The following is an 18,037-nucleotide window of genomic DNA, read 5'->3' as shown; positions in this document are numbered from 1 at the left end:
GGCCGGTGCCGCTGGTGGCCGGCAAGGAGGGCCTGCGCGCGCGCGTGACGATTCCGCAGGACATCGGCCGGGTGCAGGGCTTGTGGGAACTGCAGGCCTTCGTCAGCGCCAACGGGGTGCAACGCGATGCCAAGGTCGCCTTCGCCGTGGCCCAGCCGACCGCGCGCTTCAGTGGTCAGGTCGCAGTGGACAGTGCCCGTCGTGCGGTGACGCTGCCGCTGCAGATCGGTGCACCGGGGCGGTACGAGGCACGCGGCACGCTCTATGCCACCGGGCCGGATGGCCAGTTGCATCCGGTCGCGCAGGCGCACAGTGCGGCGTGGTTCGACAAGGCCGGCAATGCCGAGCTGCAGTTGCCGTTCGCCAGCGTCGCACTGCCACGCGGGTATGCGGCACCGTTCGAACTGCGTGACCTGCAGTTGCAGGACCAGGGGCGGATGGCGCCGATCGAATCGCGCGCGGTGGCGGTGAAGTTCTAGGGAAGGCGGGAAACGGAGGCGATTGCCTCCGTTTCCCCTGGCAGAGCCACGCCATGCGTGGCTGCCTTGCGTCCAGCGCCCGTGCACCTGCCAGCCACGCATGGCGCGGCTCTATCGTTCGGGGTCCGTGCACCTTGCCAGCCACGCATGACTACGGGCGTTTATCCGGCAAAGGCGCTCAGCCTCCCCTCGTGTTCGATCACCTGGATTGGTCCGCCGAACACCTCCGATAGCGGCGCGTCGCGCAGCAGGTCGTGCCGGCTGCCGTCGGCGAGGATCCTGCCGCCGCGCAACAGCACCACGCGCTCGATCTCGGGGATGATCTCTTCGATGTGATGGGTCACCAGCACCAGGGTGATGCCTTCGGCGGCCAGCCTGCGCAGGGTGGCGATCAGGTGCTGGCGGGCGATCAGGTCCAGCCCGGTCGACGGCTCGTCCAGCAGCAGCGCCTGCGGCCGGTTGACCAGCGCACGGGCAATCAGCACGCGCCGGGTTTCACCGGCCGACAGTTCGGCATAGCCGCGCTGCAGCAGCGGCAGCGCGCCGGTCAGCGTCAGGGTTTCACGCACCCGCTCGCGCATGGCGTCGGTGACTTCCCGGAAGGCGGGCACCACGAAACTGGCGAAGAACCCCGACAGCACCGCGTCTTCCACGGTCAGTCCGGGCATGTCGGCCAGGTTGCTGCTGAGGTCGCCAGTGACGATGCCCAGCTGCGAGCGCAGGCGGTCCACCTGCCAGCGGTTCTGCCCGAGCACGCGCACCGCCACGCTGCCGTCGGCATGCGCCAGCGGGTACAGCTCGCGGGTGATCAGCTTGATGAAGGACGACTTGCCACAGCCGTTGGGGCCCAGCAGCGCGGTGTGCTGGCCCTGGGCGATGCGCAGGCTGAGGTCGTGCAGGACCCGGACCTGGCCACGGATCACACAGGCGCGGTCCAGCTCGATCAGGGGGGCGTTGGCGGCGACGGGCGCCGTGGAGGCTGCGACTGTCATGAATGCGGGGGCATGCTCACGAAGAGGGGAAACAACTGAATGACTGCGCAAAAATCGCATCAGATGGATGAAGTTTGCAACGTCAGGCCCCATCATGTTCGAAGGTGTACCCGTTTCCTTGCTGGCCGCCCGCGGCCCGGAGTCCTGCGATGCTCGATACGCTCCTCAACTTCCTGACCGGCGGTATCGTCGGCCTCGGCTGGTGGGGGATGGCGCTGGTGCTGCTGGTGTTCACCCAGCTGACCATCTTCGCCGTCACCCTGTACCTGCATCGCAGCCAGGCGCACCGTGGCGTGGATTTCCACCCGCTCATCGCCCACTTCTTCCGCTTCTGGACCTGGCTCACCACCTCCATGATCACCAAGGAGTGGGTGGCGATCCATCGCAAGCACCACGCCAAGGTGGAAACCGACGAAGACCCGCACAGCCCGGTCACCAAGGGCATCGGCATGGTGTTCTGGCGCGGCGTGGAGCTGTACCGCGAAGCTCGCGCGATGCGTGCGGACATCGAGCAGTACGGCCGTGGCGCCCCGGACGACTGGATCGAGCGTCACCTGTACACCCCGCACGCCAACCTCGGCCCGGTCGCGTTGCTGGCCATCAACAGCCTGTTGTTCGGCCTGCCCGGCGTGGCCCTGTGGGCGATCCAGATGGCGTGGATCCCGTTCTGGGCCGCCGGCGTGGTCAACGGCCTCGGCCACTGGTGGGGCTACCGCAACTTCGAATCGGCCGATACCTCGACCAACCTGACCCCGTGGGCGTTCTGGATCGGCGGCGAAGAGCTGCACAACAACCACCATGCCTTCCCGAGCTCGGCGCGTTTCTCCATGCGCCGCTGGGAGTTCGACATCGGCTGGGCGGCCATCCGCGGCCTGCAGGCGCTGCGCCTGGCCAAGGTGCTGCGCGTGGCACCGTCCATGGACGTGCGCCCGAACATCACCGTGCCCGACGCTGAAACCCTCAAGGCCCTGTTGTCGCACCGCTTCCAGGCGATGACCGACTACCAGCGCAACGTGTTCGTCCCGGCCCTGCGCGAAGAGGCGTCGATGGCCGGCGCCAAGCTGCGCAAGCTGCTGCCGCGCCGCATGCGCCGTGGCCTGGTCAACGATGGCCGCTGGCTCAAGCCCGATTGCCGCGCCCAGCTCAGCACCTGGGTGGAACAGCGCCCGCGCATCCGCGTGCTGGTCGAGCACCGCGCGCGCCTGGCGGCCCTGCTGGAAGCGCGCGGCAACGACGCCGCCGAACGCCTCAAGCTGCTGCAGGCCTGGTGCCACGAAGCCGAGGCAAGCGGCATCGCCGCGCTGCAGGCCTATGCCGCACGCCTGAAGGGCTATGCACTGACGGCGCACTGACCGGTGCGCCGGTCTGCACCCGATGCCTGTGAAAAACGCCGCCGCGTGCGGCGTTTTTCCTGCCTCGCCCTGCTGCTCGCCGCCACCGGTGTGCAGGCGCAGGTCGCCGATACCGGCAGCTACCTGCAGCGCATGGATACCGACGGTGATGGCCGCGTCAGCGTCGAGGAATACGTGCAGTGGATGATGTATGCCTTCCAGCGCATGGACCGCAACGGCGATGGCGTGCTCAGCGCCGATGAACTGCCCGGCGGCAAGGGTCCCTCGATCACCCGCGAACAGCAGCGGCAGACCCTGATCCAGCGGTTCCATAAGCAGGATGCCAATGGCGACGGGTATCTGAGTGCCAAGGAACTGGCCGCGCCGCCGCGTTGATTGCCGCGCGCCCAGTCTGTCGCCGGCTCGCTAGAATCTCCCCATGCCCGAACTCCCCGAAGTAGAAACCACCCGCCGAGGTCTGGCCCCGCACCTGGAAGGCCGCCGCGTGCACGGCGTGATCCTGCGCCGCCCCGACCTGCGCTGGCCGATTCCCGATGAGATCGGCGCCCTGCTCCCCGGCCAGGCGATCGAAGGCGTGCGCCGCCGCGCCAAGTACCTGCTGCTCGATACCGCCATCGGCAGCGCCCTGCTGCACCTGGGCATGTCCGGTAGCCTGCGCGTGCTGCCCGGTGATACCCCCGTGCGTGCGCACGACCACGTCGACATCAGCCTGGACAACGGCCGCCTGCTGCGCTTCAACGACCCGCGCCGGTTCGGCAGCCTGTTGTGGCAACCGGCCGGGGAAACCCACGCACTGCTGGCCGGGCTGGGCCCGGAGCCGCTGGAGGAGGCCTTCAACGGCGATTACCTCTTCCAGCGCAGTCGGGGCCGCAAGGCGCCGGTGAAGACCTTCCTGATGGACCAGGGCATCGTGGTCGGGGTGGGCAACATCTACGCTGCCGAAAGCCTGTTCATGGCCGGAATCAACCCGCTGCGCGAGGCCGGGAAGATCTCCCGCGAGCGCTACCAGCGCCTGGCCGATGCAGTGAAGCAGATCCTGGCCTACGCCATCACCCGCGGCGGTACCACCCTGCGCGACTTCATCAATCCGGACGGGGCGCCGGGTTACTTCGAGCAGGAGCTGCTGGTCTACGGCCGTGAAGGCGAGCCCTGCCGCCAGTGCGGCCGGCTGCTGCGGCACGCCACCATCGGCCAGCGCGCCAGCGTCTGGTGCAGCCACTGCCAGCGTTGAACCCTCGCATGCCTGTCGCCTTGGCGGGGGTATAGTCCGGCCAACGTCACCGGCGGGGGTGTGCGATGGACGAGGGCCCGGATATCACCGTATGGCTGGATTCAGCCCGTGCGGGCGACCGCGCTGCGCTGGACCGGGTGCTGACCCTGCTCTACCAGGAGCTGCACAGCATGGCCCGGCGCCAGCTGGCCGGGCAGCAGGGGCGCACCCTGGATGCGACCTCGCTGGTCCACGAGTCCTACCTGAAACTGCTCGGCGCGCGCGGTACCGCCCGCTTCGAAGATCGCGCGCACTTCTTCGCCTACGCCGCCTCGGCGATGCGCAGCGTGGTGGTGGACTACGCGCGCAACCGGCTGGCGCGCAAGCGCGGCGGCGACCTCAAGCGGGTGGCGGAAATACCGGAAAACAGCAGCAGCGGCGTGCGCATGGACGAGGACCTGCTGGCACTGGACGTGGCACTGGCGCGGCTGCAGGCGGTGGATGGGCACCTGGCCAAGGTGGTGGAACTGCGTTATTTCGCCGGGCTGTCCGAGCAGGAAATCGCCGACCTCTGCCAGCGCTCCGAACGCAGCATCCGCCGCGACTGGCAGAAGGCCCGCATGTTCCTGCTGGCATCGGTGCGCGAAGACTGATCGAGGGGGCATGACGGCCCTGCGTGGCGGCGCGGGCGGCGGTACATCGTTCGGGGGGTGGATCGATGGAAGCGGTGCGCTGGCGGCAGCTGTCGACGCTGCTGGACCAATTGCTGGAACTGCCCCCGGCCCAGCGCGAGCTGCGCCTGGCCCAGCTGCGCGCGGCCGATCCGACCTTGGCCGGGGACGTGGAACGCTTGCTGGCGCACGAACGCGACAGCCATGAGTTCATGGCCCAGCCGCTGTGGACGGCCGCGCCGGAAGACAGCCGCGCCGGCACCCTGGTTGGCCCTTACCGGCTGCTGCGGCCGCTGGGCGAGGGCGGCATGGGCGAGGTCTGGCTGGCCGAGCGTGCCGACGGTTTGTACCAGCGCCGCGTCGCGTTGAAGCTGCTGCGAAGCGGCTACGCCGACTCCGGCCTGCGCCAGCGCTTCGCCCGCGAGCGCGAGATCCTGGCCCGCCTGCAGCACCCCCACCTGGCCGAACTGCTGGACGCCGGCGTGGACCTGCAGGGCCAGCCCTACCTGGCGTTGGCCTACGTCGAAGGCGAACCGATCACTGACTACTGCCAGCGCCTGCAACTGCCGCTGGAGCGTCGCCTGCCGTTGATGCTGCAGGTCTGCGAGGTGGTCAGCCACGCCCACGCCAACCTGATCGTGCACCGCGACCTGAAGCCTTCCAACATCCTGGTCACCGCCGAGGGCGAAGTGAAACTGCTCGATTTCGGCATCGCCAAGCTGCTTGATGATCAAGACGGGCGTGACCCCGCGCAGCATCCGCTGACCGACGCGCGGGCCTTCACCCTGCACTACGCCGCGCCCGAGCAGGTGCGCGGTGAACCGATGACCACGCTCACCGATGTGTATTCGCTCGGTGTTGTGTTGTACGAGGTGATCACCGGGCGCAAACCCTACCGGCTGCGTCGACAGAGCGATGCCGAATGGGAGCGCTCGATTCTGGAGGTGGATGCGCCGCGGGCCTCGGCCGTGGTGCTGCGCGGCAGCGCCGATGCACCGCCCACGACGGCGGCACGGCGACTGGCCCGGCGCCTGCGCGGTGATCTGGACACCGTCCTGCTCAAGGCGCTGCAGAAGGCACCGGCACAGCGCTATGCCTCGGTGGAAGCGCTGGCGCAGGACCTGCGACGCTTTCTGGAAGGCCGACCGATCCACGCGCGGCCGCAGCGCACCCTCTACCGCCTGCACAAGTACCTGGGCCGGCATCGCTGGGGCGTGGCGCTGGGCGCGTCATGCGCGCTGGCGCTGCTCGGCCTGGCGGGCGTAGCGCTGTGGCAGATGCAGCAGGCGCGGCGCGAGATCGTCCGCGCACAGGCCATGCAGGATTTCACCGTGAGCCTGTTCGACCGTGCCGCCAGCGTGCGCCATGGCAGCTTCGACGTGCGCCAGCTGCTGGCGACCGGGCAGCAGCGGGGCGAGGCCGAACTGGCCGACCAGCCGCTGTCGCTGGCCGACCTGGAAGGGGTGATCGGGCGGCTGCGGATCGGCATGGGCGATTACCAGCTGGCGCTGCAGACCCTGGACCGCCAACGCGCGCTGCTGCAACAGGTCGACGACGTGCCGCCGCCGCTGCAACTGGAAGCGGTGACCCAGCGCGGGCGGGCGCTGCGCATGCTGGGACGCTCGCGCGAATGCGTCACCCACATGACCCCGATGCAGGCACTGGCCGCCGAGCAGCGCACGGCGCTGCCCAGCCAGGTGGCCGAGTACCACACCCAGCTCGGCCGGTGCCAGCAGCTGCTGGGCTACCGTGCCCCGGCGCGCGCAGGCTTTGAACAGGCGCTGGCGCTGCGTCGCGAGGTCCTGCACGACCTTCCCGGCACGGCCGACAGCCTGGCCGATCTGGCTGCCCTGGACAGCGACGACGGCCGCCCGCAGGCGGCATTGGCCGGCTACCAGCAGGCCCTGCAGCTGCTGCAGGCGCGGGCCGGCGAGCGCCTGCCGCAGTTGATCGCACTGCGTCGGCATCTCGGCGAGACGCTCGCCGTGCAGGGCAACCTGGACGCGGCCGAGCAGAACCTGCACATCGCCTGGGCCGACGCGGTCAGCCTGTATGGTCCGGACCATCCCGAGACGCTGTCGATCCGGCGCCTGCGTGGGGTGCTGGCAATGCAGCGCGGCGATCTGCAGCAGTCCACCGCGCTGCTGCACCAGGTGCATGCGCTGACCCGCCGCGCCTTGGGCGAGCAGCACCGCGACACCGGCTTGAGCTGGCATGCGCTGGGCCGTCTTGCGCTGGAGCGCGGCGACAGCAGCGAAGCGGTCGCCGACTTCGAGCGTGCCGTGGCCATCTGGCGCCAACCGGACTGCATTGGCCTGTTGCCGCAGGGTCTGTACGACTATGGCACCGCGCTGGCGCAGGCCGGGCGCTGGCAGGCCGCGCTCGCGGCATTGCACGAGGGCCGCCAGTGGCAGGCTGCGCAGCGCGGCGACCATGCGCCTTCGGTGCAGCGCGCCGACCGGCTCATGGCCGAGGTCACCAGCGCCTACGGCGACCCGCACCAGGCCGGTGAGCAGTTGGCGCAGCTGATGCGGCGCAGCGCGCAGGGCGGGCCGGAAGCGGCCACCCAGCAGCAGGCGCTGCAGTTGGCCTGGGGCCGCAACCTGGTCCGCATGGGCCAGGACGTGGAAGCGCGGCGCGCGCTGCAGCAGGTAGCCGGTGGCACCGCGCCCGATCCGGCCAGCATCGAACTGCGCTGGCAGGCACGCACCACCCTGGCCGCGCTGCACTGCACGCAGGCGCCGTGGCGCGGCCGCGAGGCCCTGCTGCAGCTACAGACCGAGGTGCAGGCGCAACGTCCGCAGGGCGGCGCCGTGCTGCGCGGTATCGACCAGGCCCTCCGGGCCTGCGCTGCGCCGGCGCTGGCGTCGCTGCGGTGAGCGGCGGGTTTGCTGAACGTCACGCCGCGACCACCTCGGCGAATTAACGTTCCTCTGCCTATGATGGCCGGCCCTTTCCTGCCAGCGCTGCCTGCATGCAACGTCGCGACTTCATCCGCAATGCCTCCCTGGCCCTGGCCGCGATCGGCTTCCCCGCGTTGCCGGCCTGTGCCGCACAGGGCAACCAGCTCGGGCTGCGCCGGCTCGGCCAGCCGCAGCCGTTCGATTTCGCCACCCTCAAGGGCCAGGCGCGCGCGCTGTCGCAGGCCGCCTACCAGAGCCACAAGCGCACCCTGCCCGGGCCGCTGGAGGCGCTGGACTGGGACCAGTACCAGTCGATCAGCTATCGCCAGGACCACGCCTTGTGGGCCGACAAGCCCGGCAAGTACCAGGCCAAGTTCTTCCACCTGGGCCTGTACTTCCATTCGCCGGTGCGCATGTATGACGTGGTCGATGGCACCGCGCAGGAGCTGGCCTACGATCCGGCGGCGTTCAATTACGGCAAGAGCGGATTGACGGGCAGCCACCTGCCGGCCGACCTCGGCTTTGCCGGCTTCCGCCTCAACACCCGCCAGGACACCGACCGCGACTTCGCCGCGTTCCTGGGCGCCAGCTACTTCCGTGCGGTCGGCAAGGAAGGCCAGTACGGCCAGTCCGCACGTGGCCTGGCGATTGACACCGGGATGGGCAAGCCGGAGGAATTCCCGGACTTCATCGCCTACTACCTGGAACAGCCGGCGGCAGACTCCAACACCCTGGTGGTGTATGCGCTGCTGGATTCGCCCAGCGTGGCCGGCGCCTACCGCTTCGCGATCACCAACGGCGATGTGCTGCTGATGGACATCGACTGCGCGCTGTACCCGCGCAAGGCGATCGAGCGGCTCGGCATCGCCCCGTGCACCAGCATGTACCAGGTCGGCGAGAACGATCGCCGCATGGACTGGGACTGGCGCCCGGAAATCCACGATACCGACGGCCTGTCGATGTGGACCGGCGGCGGCGAGTGGATCTGGCGTCCGCTGTGCAACCCGCACAACCTGCGCTTCAACATGTTCGTGGACAACAACCCGCGTGGCTTCGGTCTGCTCCAGCGTGACCGCAACTTCGACCATTACCAGGACGACGGCGTCTTCTACGAGAAGCGCCCGTGCCTGTGGGTGGAGCCGAAGGGGCAGTGGGGCAAGGGCTCGGTGCAGCTGGTCGAGATCCCCACCGTCGATGAAACCTTCGACAACATCGTGGCGTTCTGGAATCCCGAGGCCAAACCGCAGCCCGGCCAGGAGCTGCTGCTTGGCTACCGCCTGTACTGGGGCGCCGAACCGCCCGCGCACCCGCCGCTGGCCCACTGCGTGGCCAGCCGCACCGGCCTGGGCGGGGTGATCGGCAAGAAGCGCGCGTACTTCTCGTGGCGCTTCGCGGTCGATTTCGAAGGTGGCGAACTGGCCGCGCTGATCGACAAGGGCGAGGTCGAAGCGGTGGTCCAGGCCAGCCGTGGCCGCGTGGAGATCGTCTCGGCGCGTCCGCTGCGCGAGATCAAGGGCTACCGCGCCATGTTCGACCTGGTCCCGCCGGACGATTCCACCGACCAGATCGACATCCGCCTGTACCTGCGCAGCGGCGGCAAGACCCTGACCGAAACCTGGCTGTACCAGTACAGCCCGCCGCCGAAGGGCGCGCCGGAACGCACGTTGTATTGATCGGCCCCCGGCACCGCACGCCGCTCCATGGGGGGAGGGTAGAGCCGAGCCATGCTCGGCTGCTCTCGGCGCAGCAATCACCGCCACGCGCTGCCTGGCACGCCGAGCACGGCTCGGCGCTACGGCCGGGTGACGATCCGCCACACGCTGCCTGGCACGTCGAGCATGGCGCGGCGCTACGGCCGGGTGACGATCAGATCGGCAGCTTGGCCTGCGCCGGGTCGATTTTTCCTTCACCGCGGGTGATCTTCTTGAACTCGGCGCGGCTGACCGACACATAGCGCTCATTGCCGCCGATCTCCACCTGCGGGCCGTCCTGCACGGCGTGGCCGTGCTCGTCCACGCGCACGGTCATGGTGGCCTTCTTGCCGCTGTGGCAGATCGTCTTGATCTCCTGCATCTCGTCGGCCCAGGCCAGCAGGTACTGGCTGCCTTCGAACAGCTCGCCGCGGAAATCGGTACGCAGCCCGTAGCAGAGCACCGGGATGCGCAGCTGGTCGACCACTTCACTGAGCTGCCAGACCTGGCTGCGGGTCAGGAACTGGGCTTCATCCACCAGCACGCAGCCGAGCTTGCCGTGGGCCTCCAGGTCTTGGGCGATGAGCCACTGCAGGTCGGTGTCGCGGTCGAAGGCCACGCCATCGGCCTTCAGCCCGATCCGCGAGGCCACCACGCCACGCCCGGCACGGTCGTCCAGGCGGGGGGTCAGGATGGCCACGCGCATGCCCCGCTCGTGGTAGTTGTGCGCCGACTGCAGCAGGGTCGTGGTCTTGCCGGCGTTCATCGCCGAATAATAGAAATAGAGCTTGGCCATGCGGGGATTTTATCCGCTCCGTGGCCTGGACAGGCTATCGGCCGATCAGTCGGCCGGGCCGGGCACGGTCGTAGGCGCACCGACATCGACCGTACCGTTGCCACGCCCGGCCTGGGCCAGTTCCTCCGCCTTCCATTGCCAGTACCGCGTCGGTTGCCAGTACCCGTCCTGGTAGAACGTGTCCGGGTCCACCACGCGCGCACCACGCTTGTCGCGGACGAACATGTCCATCTTGGCCGTCACGGCGCCGGTGCGGCTGCCGGTGACCGTGCGCAGCCCGCTGCGCAGCTCGCGCTCCAGGCGCGGCTGGGCGGCGGGGTCGCCGAACTCGGCATACAGCGTCCGCCCCTCGCTGACCGCACGCTGGCGTTCGGCCGGATCCAGCGCGGCCCAGTAACGCTCGCGCTGGGCCAGCAGGAACGGCGTGCCGCGTTCGGCGGCCAGATCCATCCATGCATACCCCATGGCCCGGTCGAGCGCGCCGCCCTGGCCGGTCCACCACATTTCGGCCAGGGCGGCCTGCGAGAGTTTGTCGGCGTACCGCGCAGCGGCCTGGAAGTGGCTGCGCGCCTCGCCCATCCGCCCCTCCACCTGTGCCTGGTGACCCAGTTGGCGGTAGCGCATGTCCGGGTGGTTGGCCAGGAAGGCCGGACTGCCCAGTACTTCCCGCGCGCGCAGGTCGGCCACCTGGGGCTGTGCCAGCACCGGCGAGACGGCCATGGCCGCGACCACCACCCACAACCGTCGATCCGTAAGACGCCCGATCACGTGCCACCTCCCTGCGCTCGACAGACGTCCTCAATACCGGCTGCCCGGGTCGGCGTCAACCGGATCGGCTAGCCGGGCGGCCCGGTACAATGCCCCTCCCACGGAGATGGCATGCACGGTCTCAACCCCCCCCAACGCGCGGCAGTGCTGCACTGCGAAGGTCCCCTGCTGGTGCTCGCGGGCGCCGGCAGCGGCAAGACGCGCGTGATCGTGGAGAAAATCGCCCAGCTGATCGCCACCAAGCGCTACCCGGCGCGGCGGATCGCGGCGATCACCTTCACCAACAAGTCCGCCAAGGAAATGCGCGAGCGCGTGGCCAAGCGGCTGCACGGCGGGGATGCCGAGGATGTCACCATCTGCACCTTCCATGCCCTCGGACTGAAGTTCCTGCAGATCGAACACGCGGCGGTGGGGCTCAAGCGCGGCTTCTCGATTTTCGATGCGGACGATGCCACCTCGCAGGTCAAGGACCTGATGTACGGCGCCAAGCCGGACGACATCGAGGACGTGAAAAACCTGATCTCGCGCGCCAAGAATGCCGGCCTCTCGCCAGAGCAGGCGATGGCCGCGGCGCGCAGCAACCGTGAGAAGGAAGCGGCCAGCGTCTACGAGCGCTACCAGCTGCGCCTGACCGCCTTCAACGCGGTCGACTTCGACGACCTGATCCGCCTGCCCGTGCAGGTGCTGGAAGAAAACCCGGAGATCGCGGTGGCCTGGCGCGAGCGCATCGGCTACCTGTTGGTCGACGAATGCCAGGACACCAACGATGCGCAGTACCGGCTGCTCAAGCAGCTGGCCGGCAGCAAGGGCAACTTCACCTGCGTGGGCGACGACGATCAGTCGATCTACGCCTGGCGTGGCGCCAACCCGGAAAACCTGCAGCAGATGGCGCGCGATTACCCGGCGCTTGAAATCATCAAGCTGGAGCAGAACTACCGCTGCTCCAACCGTGTGCTGCGCGCGGCCAATGCGCTGATCGCCAACAACCCGCACGAACACCTGAAGAAGCTGTGGAGCGACCAGGCCGACGGCGAGCGCATCCGCGTGTGGGAATGCCGAAACAGCGAACACGAGGCAGAAAAGGTGGCGGCGGAGATCTCGTTCCTGGCCACCTCCAAGAAGATTCCGTGGAGCGATTTCTGCATCCTGTTCCGCGGCAATTTCCAGTCGCGGCCGCTGGAAAAGGCCCTGCAGCTGGTGCGCGCGCCGTACCACATCACCGGCGGCACCGCGTTCCTGGAACGCCAGGAAGTGAAGGACACGCTGTCCTGGCTGCGCCTGCTGGTGAACCCCGACGACGATACGGCGTTCATGCGCGCGGTCCAGTCGCCCAAGCGCGAAGTCGGCGCCGGCACGCTGGCCAAGCTGGCCGAGCTGGCGTCTGAAAAAGAGCTGCCGATGGCCCATGCCGCCGAAGCGATCGGTGCGTTGTCGCAGCTGCCGCCACGTGCGGCCAATGGACTGAGCCGCTTCACCGACATCCTGCGCGACCTGCGTGCGGAGATGCCCAAGCTCAGTTCCGGCGACCTGGTGCGCAAACTGGTGAAGGAATCGGGGCTGGTCTCCGAGCTGCGCAGCGCATGCAAGGAAGAGTCGGTCTACCAGCGTCGCCTGGGCAACCTGGAAGAACTGGCGCAGTGGTTTGAAGGCGGCCCACGCGGCGCCACCACCGCCGACCTGGCCGCGCAGCTGGCGTTGCTGTCGCGCAACGACAAGGACGATGGCGGCAACCAGGTGCGGATGATGACCATGCACGCCTCCAAGGGCCTGGAATTCCCGTACGTGTTCATCATCGGCTGTGAGGACGGCGTGCTGCCGCACCAGGTCAGCCTGGATGAAGGCAACCTGCAGGAAGAACGCCGCCTGCTGTACGTGGGCATCACCCGCGCCAAGGTGCAGCTGTGGATGAGTTACAGCAAGCTCACCCGCAAGTTCGGCGAGCACGTGCGGCTCAAGCCCAGTCGTTTCTTCGACGAGATTCCGGCCGAGGAAATGCAGCGCGACGGCGCCGATCCCGTCGCCGACGCCGCGCGCAAGAAAGAGCGCGCGAGTGCGGGGTTGGCCGCGATCCAGGCATTGTTCGACTGACCCAACACACGGTAGAGCCGACCGTTGGTCGGCTGCCGTTCCGAGGCGCGTCGGCTGCACTATGTCCGGTCGAAGAGCAGCCGACCAACGGTCGGCTCTACCGTGTTCGCGGCGCGCACTGCACAATCGGGGCATCGTCCTCTGCAGTGATCCGCATGTCCGCCCTGATCCAGACCGACCGCCTGCACCTGCGCCTGATCGATCCCGACCACGATGCGGCCGACATGCTGGCCCTGCTCAACGCGCCGGGCTTCATCCGCAACATCGCCGACCGTGGTGTGCGCACCCTGGCCCAGGCGCGCGACTACACCGCCGAGCGTGTGCTCGGCAGTTACACGCTCAACGGGTTTGGCATGTACGCGATCATCCGTCGCAGCGACGGGGCCTGGCTGGGCAATGCCGGGTTGGTGCGCCGCGATGGACTGCCGGCGCCGGACATCGGCTACGCGTTGCTGTCCGAGTACGAAGGCAACGGCTACGCGTTCGAAGCCGCGCGCGGGGTGATGCACTACGCACGCGATGTGCTGGGCCATGCGGACCTGTACGGCATCGTCTCGCCGGACAACCTGCGCTCGGCCGCGTTGCTGCGCAAGCTGGGCATGGAAGACCGCGGTGACCTGCTGTTGCCGCCGCCGCACGGCGGGGACGTCGTGCTGCTGTTCGCCACGCCGGGTGCGCCGGCCCCTTGATACCGCGCAGCCGAGCATGGCTCGGCTCTACCATCGGCAGGGTCGCGGTGCCTGTTGCCGTGCAGCCGAGCATGGCTCGGCTCTGCCATCGGCAGGGTCGCGGTGCCTGTTACCTCGCAGCCGAGCATGGCTCGGCGCTACCACCGGCAGGGTCGCGGTGCCTGATACCGCGTAGCCGAGCATGGCTCGGCTCTACCATCGGTAGGGCTGCGGTGCCTGTTGCCGCGGAGCCGAGCATGGCTCGGCGCTACCATCGGTCGGCCATGGGTAGAGCCGAGCCATGCTCGGCTGCCTTTTACCCCCCCAACTGCGCGCGCAGGTCGGCCAGCTGTTCCTGCAGCTCGGCCACGGTGGCTTCCAGCTGTTGCACGCGCGCTTCCAGCGCCGGGTTGCCCGCGACGGCACTGCCGCCGCTGGACGCTGCCGACTTGTACTGCTCGGCCAGCGCCTGCCCATCCACCGGTCCACCGAGAAGGTGCATGTAGCGGTCTTCGCGTTGGCCGCTGGCGCGCGGCAACAGCACGGCCAGGCCGCGCTGGATCATGCGTTCGATGTGGTGGCGCAGTTCCTCGGCATCCTGGAACGCGAACAGGCGCTMGCTGCGGGTCAGCAGCTCGTTCACCGTCTGCGGGCCGCGCAGCAGCAACAGGCCCACGATCGCCAACTGCTGGCGGGTCAGGTCCAGCGCGGCACCGGCGCGATGCTCGTAGCGCTCGGCGCGCGAGGAGAACTGCTGGCGCGCCAGGCCAAGCGTTTCCAGCTGGCGCAGCGCGTGGTGCACATCGCCGGCCGACAAGGCCATCACCGGCTCGCGTGCGGTCTTCTGGTTGGCGGCCACCTGGGCGGCGTTGACCGTCAGCGGGTAGGCGTCCGGCGTGGTCGCCTCCTTCTCGATCAGGCAGCCCAGGGCGCGGGCCTGGGCCGCGCTCAGCACGGGCAGGGCGGGGGTCTGGGGGTCATCGGTCATGGGGCGCTCGGCGGTGTTTCAGGGGCGTGCAGCATAGCCGAGGCCCGCACCGCACATGATTGCCGCCGGACAAGCCGGTAAACTGGCGCGACTTTGTTGCTGGTGACCCCGATGCGTCGTACTGCTGCTGTTTCCCTGTCCGTGCTTGCCTGCGCCGTGATGGCGCTCAGTGCCTGCAAGCGCACCGAAGCCCCGGCCGAAGCTGCCCCGCCGCCCGCCAGCGCCCCGGCCGCCGCCGGCGATGCCGCCGTCGCGGCCAACGACAACCTCAACGCCGTGCTGTGGATGCAGCGCGCGCAGGAATACCGGGCGATCACCGAGCAGACCTACCGTGCCGCCGCCGACCACCTGGACAAGGCGCTGAAGGAAGCCAACTGGGATGCGCTGGTACCGGAGGAACGCGGCAACGCCGCCAAGGGCCTCAAGCCGGCCGTGGTGCTGGACGTGGACGAGACCGTGCTGGACAACTCGCCCTACCAGGCGCGCCTGGTGCGCGATGGCAAGGAATACGATGAACTCAGCTGGGACCAGTGGGTGGCCGAGAAGAAGGCCAGGGCGATTCCCGGCGTGGTCGATTTCGCCAAGGCCGCCAATGCCAAGGGCGTGACCCTGCTGTACATCTCCAACCGCGCCGTGCACCTCAAGGAGGCCACTCTGGCCAACCTGCGTGCCGAAGGCCTGCCGGTCGCCGATGACAGCGTGTTCCTCGGCCTGGGCACGGTGGTGAAGGACTGCGAGCAGGCCGGCAGCGAGAAGAACTGCCGCCGCCGCCTGGCCGGCCAGCAATACCGCGTGCTGATGCAGTTCGGCGACCAACTGGGCGACTTCGTCGAAGTCACCGCCAACACCAATGAAGGGCGCGATGTGCTGCTGCAGCAGTACCACGACTGGTTTGGCGAGCGCTGGTGGATGCTGCCCAACCCGACCTACGGCGGCTTCGAGCCGGCGCAGTTCAACAACGATTATTCGCAGTCGCGCCAGGCCCGCCACGACGCCAAGCGCGCCGCGCTGGATTACGCGCCGTGAGCCGCGCCCCGCTGCCGCTGCGTGACGAGGAGCGCCTGATCTTCGCGCTCGACGTGCCGGGCCGCGACGAGGCGCTGGCGTGGGTGGACCGGCTGGGGGAGACGGTCGGGTTCTACAAGATCGGCATGGAGCTGCTCGCCTCGGGCGAGTACTTCGACGTGCTGGAGACCCTGGCCGCGCGCAACAAGCGGGTGTTCGTCGACCTGAAGTTCTTCGACATCCCGGCCACCGCCGCGGCGGTGATCAAGCGCCTGTCGCAGTGGCCGGTCAGCTACGCCACCATCCACGGTTGGCATCCGGCCATGATGGAGGCGTGCGCCGCCGCCAACGGCAGCGAGATGCGCCTGCTGGCGGTGACCGTGCTGACCTCGATGGGCCGTAGCGACCTGGCCCAGATGGGCATCGACCGTGAACCGGTCGAGGTCGTGGTCGAGCGCGCGCTGGCCGCACAGGCTGCCGGCATCGACGGGGTGATCGCCTCCGGCCAGGAAGCGGGGCCGATCCGCGCCGCCACCGGCGCCGGTTTCTCGATCGTGTGCCCGGGCATCCGCCCCGATGGCCCGGGCGGCGATGACCAGAAGCGCACCGTGGGCGTGGCCCAGGCCTTCGCCGACGGCGCCGATGCGATCGTGGTCGGGCGGCCGATACGCCTGGCAAACGATCCGCGCGCCGCCGCCGAGGCGATCCAGCAGGAAATCGCCACCGCCTGGCGCGCGCGCCAGGCCTGAAGCACCCTCCGCCGCACGCCGGATCGGCGTGCGGCGTGACCGGCAGCCCATTACCAATCGAGCGAAGAACGTAGGGGTGGATAGGGTCACGCCCCAGTCGACGGGCGACATTGGCCCAGCGCTCGACGTCGGCATGACCTGAAAACGTGAGCGGCGCCCGTCGCAATCGCCGCGCTTGTGCCTCGGGAAACCCCGCGTCGCCCGCCAACAGCGCCGCGCGCCGCAGTTCGCCCCGCCCCTTCTGCGATGGAATCCATCCTGCCGGCACGACGTTGCCCGGCGCGATCCCATCCTTGCAATGGAGGTGCTGCATGCATGTGTTTACCCGACTGGCTCTGGCGGCCGGTGTCCTCGGACTCTCCCTGGCCGCGCAGGCGGCTCCCGCGCCGCCCAACGGCGAGCTCTTGCGGCCAGTGATCATCGGCGGGGAGGATGCGTCCCCTGGCCAGTATCCCTTCATGGTCAGCCTGCAACGGCTGGACTTCGGCGATTCGGACCATAGCCGCCACTGGTGCGGCGCTACGCTGATCTCGCCTTCCTGGGTGCTCACCGCCGCCCATTGCGTGCAGGGCGCCAAGCCAGCCGGCTATGCCGCGCTCGCCGGGGCCACCGTGCTGGACACCACCGTGCGCAAACGCACGTCCAACATCCGTGCGATCCACGTGCACCCGGCCTTCAACGCCAACACCCTGGTCAATGACGTGGCGCTCATCCAGTTGCGCAAGCCGATAGACGGGGCGGTGCCAGCCACGCTGCTGGAGGGCAGCGATGCCGGTTACCTCAAAACCGGTCGCGACTTCAGCGTGATCGGGTGGGGCGACACCGGGCTGGAGGGCCCGGAGGGCGCGCCCACAGTGCTGCAGACGGTGCAGACCCCGTTCGTGCCCTTCAAGACCTGCCAACAGGCCTACCGCAGCCTGGAGCCCGGCGCGGTGATCTGCGCCGGCAAGGAGGGTATCGACAGCTGCCAGGGCGACTCCGGTGGTCCATTGCTGGTGCAGCGGCGCAAGCAATGGACGGTGCTGGGGGTGGTCAGCTGGGGCCAGGGGTGTGCCCAGGCCGGCTACCCCGGGGTGTATGCGCGACTATCGGCAGGCTATATCCGCGATTTCATCACCGCCACTTGGACACGTTACTGAAATCAATAAAAACAGCCACTTACGTCGATCATGATGAGGTGTTGCCTTAACTCGGATGGCGGCGTAGGATCGCCGCCATCCGGCTTGCCGGAAATGTGCCACACCATTGTCCTCCGGTTTGCGCCGGTTTGAAGAGGTCCCTGCCGATACCGGCGTGGCCTCTTTTTTTTGTTCTTTTCCCATCTGAGCCGAGCGAATTGCTGCAAGCGCCGTCGCAGAGTGAGCACGACGCTACGCGCATGGACGGACAGTGCCCCGGCGACGTCGGATCGGTTGGTGTCTTCGTTCTGGGCTACCGCGAGCGGGAGGGCCCGTAGCGGCCGGTAGGTYCCTGGCGCAAATGTCCCCCGGCCGCGTGGTGGCCTCCTCCTTGATTTTGCCCAGGRACCTACCGGCCGCTACGGGGCTCGGCTTGCGGTGCGGAGGTGGAAGCCAGGCTTTTCCGTCGCTGGTCGGTGGGTCGGGCGCTGGGCGCCCGTGCCCTTGGAGGCGAAATAAAGGGGGAGGGGGCGGCCGCAGGCCGACGCCGGAGGACATT

At 68.7% G+C, this 18,037-nt stretch carries 16 protein-coding genes; 12 read left to right on the top strand and 4 right to left on the bottom strand.

The window, feature by feature from the left end; genetic code table 11:
* On the top strand, positions 1-479 hold a 479-nt coding region (locus AC1DR7_RS17875), incomplete at its 5' end, for a DUF4785 family immunoglobulin-like domain-containing protein (protein ID WP_478076593.1).
* Positions 480-640: 161 nt separating this feature from the next.
* Here the strand turns inward: AC1DR7_RS17875 and AC1DR7_RS17870 are convergent.
* Positions 641-1,426 (bottom strand): ABC transporter ATP-binding protein, encoded by a 786-nt coding sequence (locus AC1DR7_RS17870; protein ID WP_457320161.1) that lies wholly within the window; start codon positions 1,424-1,426, stop codon positions 641-643.
* Between the two features lie 194 nt (positions 1,427-1,620).
* Here AC1DR7_RS17870 and AC1DR7_RS17865 point away from each other — a divergent pair, with 194 nt between their 5' ends.
* The 6 genes from AC1DR7_RS17865 to AC1DR7_RS17840 all read left to right on the top strand — a co-directional run bounded on the left by AC1DR7_RS17865 (position 1,621) and on the right by AC1DR7_RS17840 (position 9,280).
* Positions 1,621-2,823 carry a DesA family fatty acid desaturase gene (locus AC1DR7_RS17865; RefSeq protein ID WP_457320157.1) on the top strand — a complete coding sequence of 401 codons (1,203 nt, stop codon included), beginning with the start codon at positions 1,621-1,623 and terminating at the stop codon, positions 2,821-2,823.
* 45 nt (positions 2,824-2,868) lie between these two features.
* Positions 2,869-3,198, top strand: coding sequence for an EF-hand domain-containing protein (locus AC1DR7_RS17860; protein WP_457320156.1), 330 nt, complete (start codon positions 2,869-2,871; stop codon positions 3,196-3,198).
* 43 nt (positions 3,199-3,241) lie between these two features.
* The gene (mutM, locus tag AC1DR7_RS17855) at positions 3,242-4,054 is read left to right on the top strand and encodes a bifunctional DNA-formamidopyrimidine glycosylase/DNA-(apurinic or apyrimidinic site) lyase (protein WP_457320154.1); all 813 of its coding nucleotides are present in this window, start codon (positions 3,242-3,244) and stop codon (positions 4,052-4,054) included.
* Between the two features lie 65 nt (positions 4,055-4,119).
* Positions 4,120-4,686: an ECF-type sigma factor gene (locus tag AC1DR7_RS17850; protein WP_256776640.1), complete on the top strand. Its 567-nt coding sequence runs from the start codon at positions 4,120-4,122 to the stop codon at positions 4,684-4,686.
* A gap of 65 nt (positions 4,687-4,751) precedes the next feature.
* Positions 4,752-7,583, top strand: coding sequence for a serine/threonine-protein kinase (locus AC1DR7_RS17845; protein WP_478051234.1), 2,832 nt, complete (start codon positions 4,752-4,754; stop codon positions 7,581-7,583).
* Positions 7,584-7,678: 95 nt separating this feature from the next.
* Positions 7,679-9,280, top strand: a complete 1,602-nt coding sequence (locus AC1DR7_RS17840) for an OpgD/OpgG family glucan biosynthesis protein (protein WP_457318802.1) — start codon at positions 7,679-7,681, stop codon at positions 9,278-9,280.
* Positions 9,281-9,473: 193 nt separating this feature from the next.
* On the opposite strand, the gene AC1DR7_RS17835 is transcribed toward AC1DR7_RS17840, so the two are convergent.
* Together AC1DR7_RS17835 and AC1DR7_RS17830 are read right to left on the bottom strand one after the other, a co-directional pair.
* A complete protein-coding gene (locus AC1DR7_RS17835) occupies positions 9,474-10,094 on the bottom strand; it encodes a thymidine kinase (protein WP_457318804.1) in 621 nt (206 codons plus the stop codon).
* Positions 10,095-10,139: 45 nt separating this feature from the next.
* Positions 10,140-10,862 (bottom strand): SEL1-like repeat protein, encoded by a 723-nt coding sequence (locus tag AC1DR7_RS17830; RefSeq protein WP_457318806.1) that lies wholly within the window; start codon positions 10,860-10,862, stop codon positions 10,140-10,142.
* Positions 10,863-10,973: 111 nt separating this feature from the next.
* On the opposite strand from AC1DR7_RS17830, the gene AC1DR7_RS17825 reads away from it, so the two are divergent.
* Together AC1DR7_RS17825 and AC1DR7_RS17820 are read left to right on the top strand one after the other, a co-directional pair.
* Positions 10,974-12,950, top strand: a complete 1,977-nt coding sequence (locus AC1DR7_RS17825; protein ID WP_256776645.1) for a UvrD-helicase domain-containing protein — start codon at positions 10,974-10,976, stop codon at positions 12,948-12,950.
* A gap of 155 nt (positions 12,951-13,105) precedes the next feature.
* On the top strand, positions 13,106-13,639 hold the full coding sequence (locus AC1DR7_RS17820; RefSeq protein WP_256776646.1) for a GNAT family N-acetyltransferase: 534 nt from the start codon (positions 13,106-13,108) through the stop codon (positions 13,637-13,639).
* Between the two features lie 295 nt (positions 13,640-13,934).
* On the opposite strand, the gene AC1DR7_RS17815 is transcribed toward AC1DR7_RS17820, so the two are convergent.
* Positions 13,935-14,606: a YceH family protein gene (locus tag AC1DR7_RS17815; RefSeq protein ID WP_478076592.1), complete on the bottom strand. Its 672-nt coding sequence runs from the start codon at positions 14,604-14,606 to the stop codon at positions 13,935-13,937.
* 111 nt (positions 14,607-14,717) lie between these two features.
* Between AC1DR7_RS17815 and AC1DR7_RS17810 the strand changes: the two genes are divergently transcribed.
* The 3 genes from AC1DR7_RS17810 to AC1DR7_RS17800 all read left to right on the top strand — a co-directional run bounded on the left by AC1DR7_RS17810 (position 14,718) and on the right by AC1DR7_RS17800 (position 17,499).
* Positions 14,718-15,632 (top strand): 5'-nucleotidase, lipoprotein e(P4) family, encoded by a 915-nt coding sequence (locus AC1DR7_RS17810; protein ID WP_457318813.1) that lies wholly within the window; start codon positions 14,718-14,720, stop codon positions 15,630-15,632.
* Positions 15,629-16,360 carry an orotidine-5'-phosphate decarboxylase gene (pyrF, locus tag AC1DR7_RS17805; protein WP_457318815.1) on the top strand — a complete coding sequence of 244 codons (732 nt, stop codon included), beginning with the start codon at positions 15,629-15,631 and terminating at the stop codon, positions 16,358-16,360. The genes AC1DR7_RS17810 and pyrF overlap by 4 nt, the downstream gene beginning before the upstream one ends.
* A gap of 311 nt (positions 16,361-16,671) precedes the next feature.
* Positions 16,672-17,499: a S1 family peptidase gene (locus AC1DR7_RS17800; protein WP_457318817.1), complete on the top strand. Its 828-nt coding sequence runs from the start codon at positions 16,672-16,674 to the stop codon at positions 17,497-17,499.
* The last annotated feature ends 538 nt before the right edge of the window (positions 17,500-18,037 follow it).

The organism is Stenotrophomonas sp. P5_A9, assembly GCF_056400525.1.
This window is presented reverse-complemented; position numbering and strand designations above follow the sequence as displayed.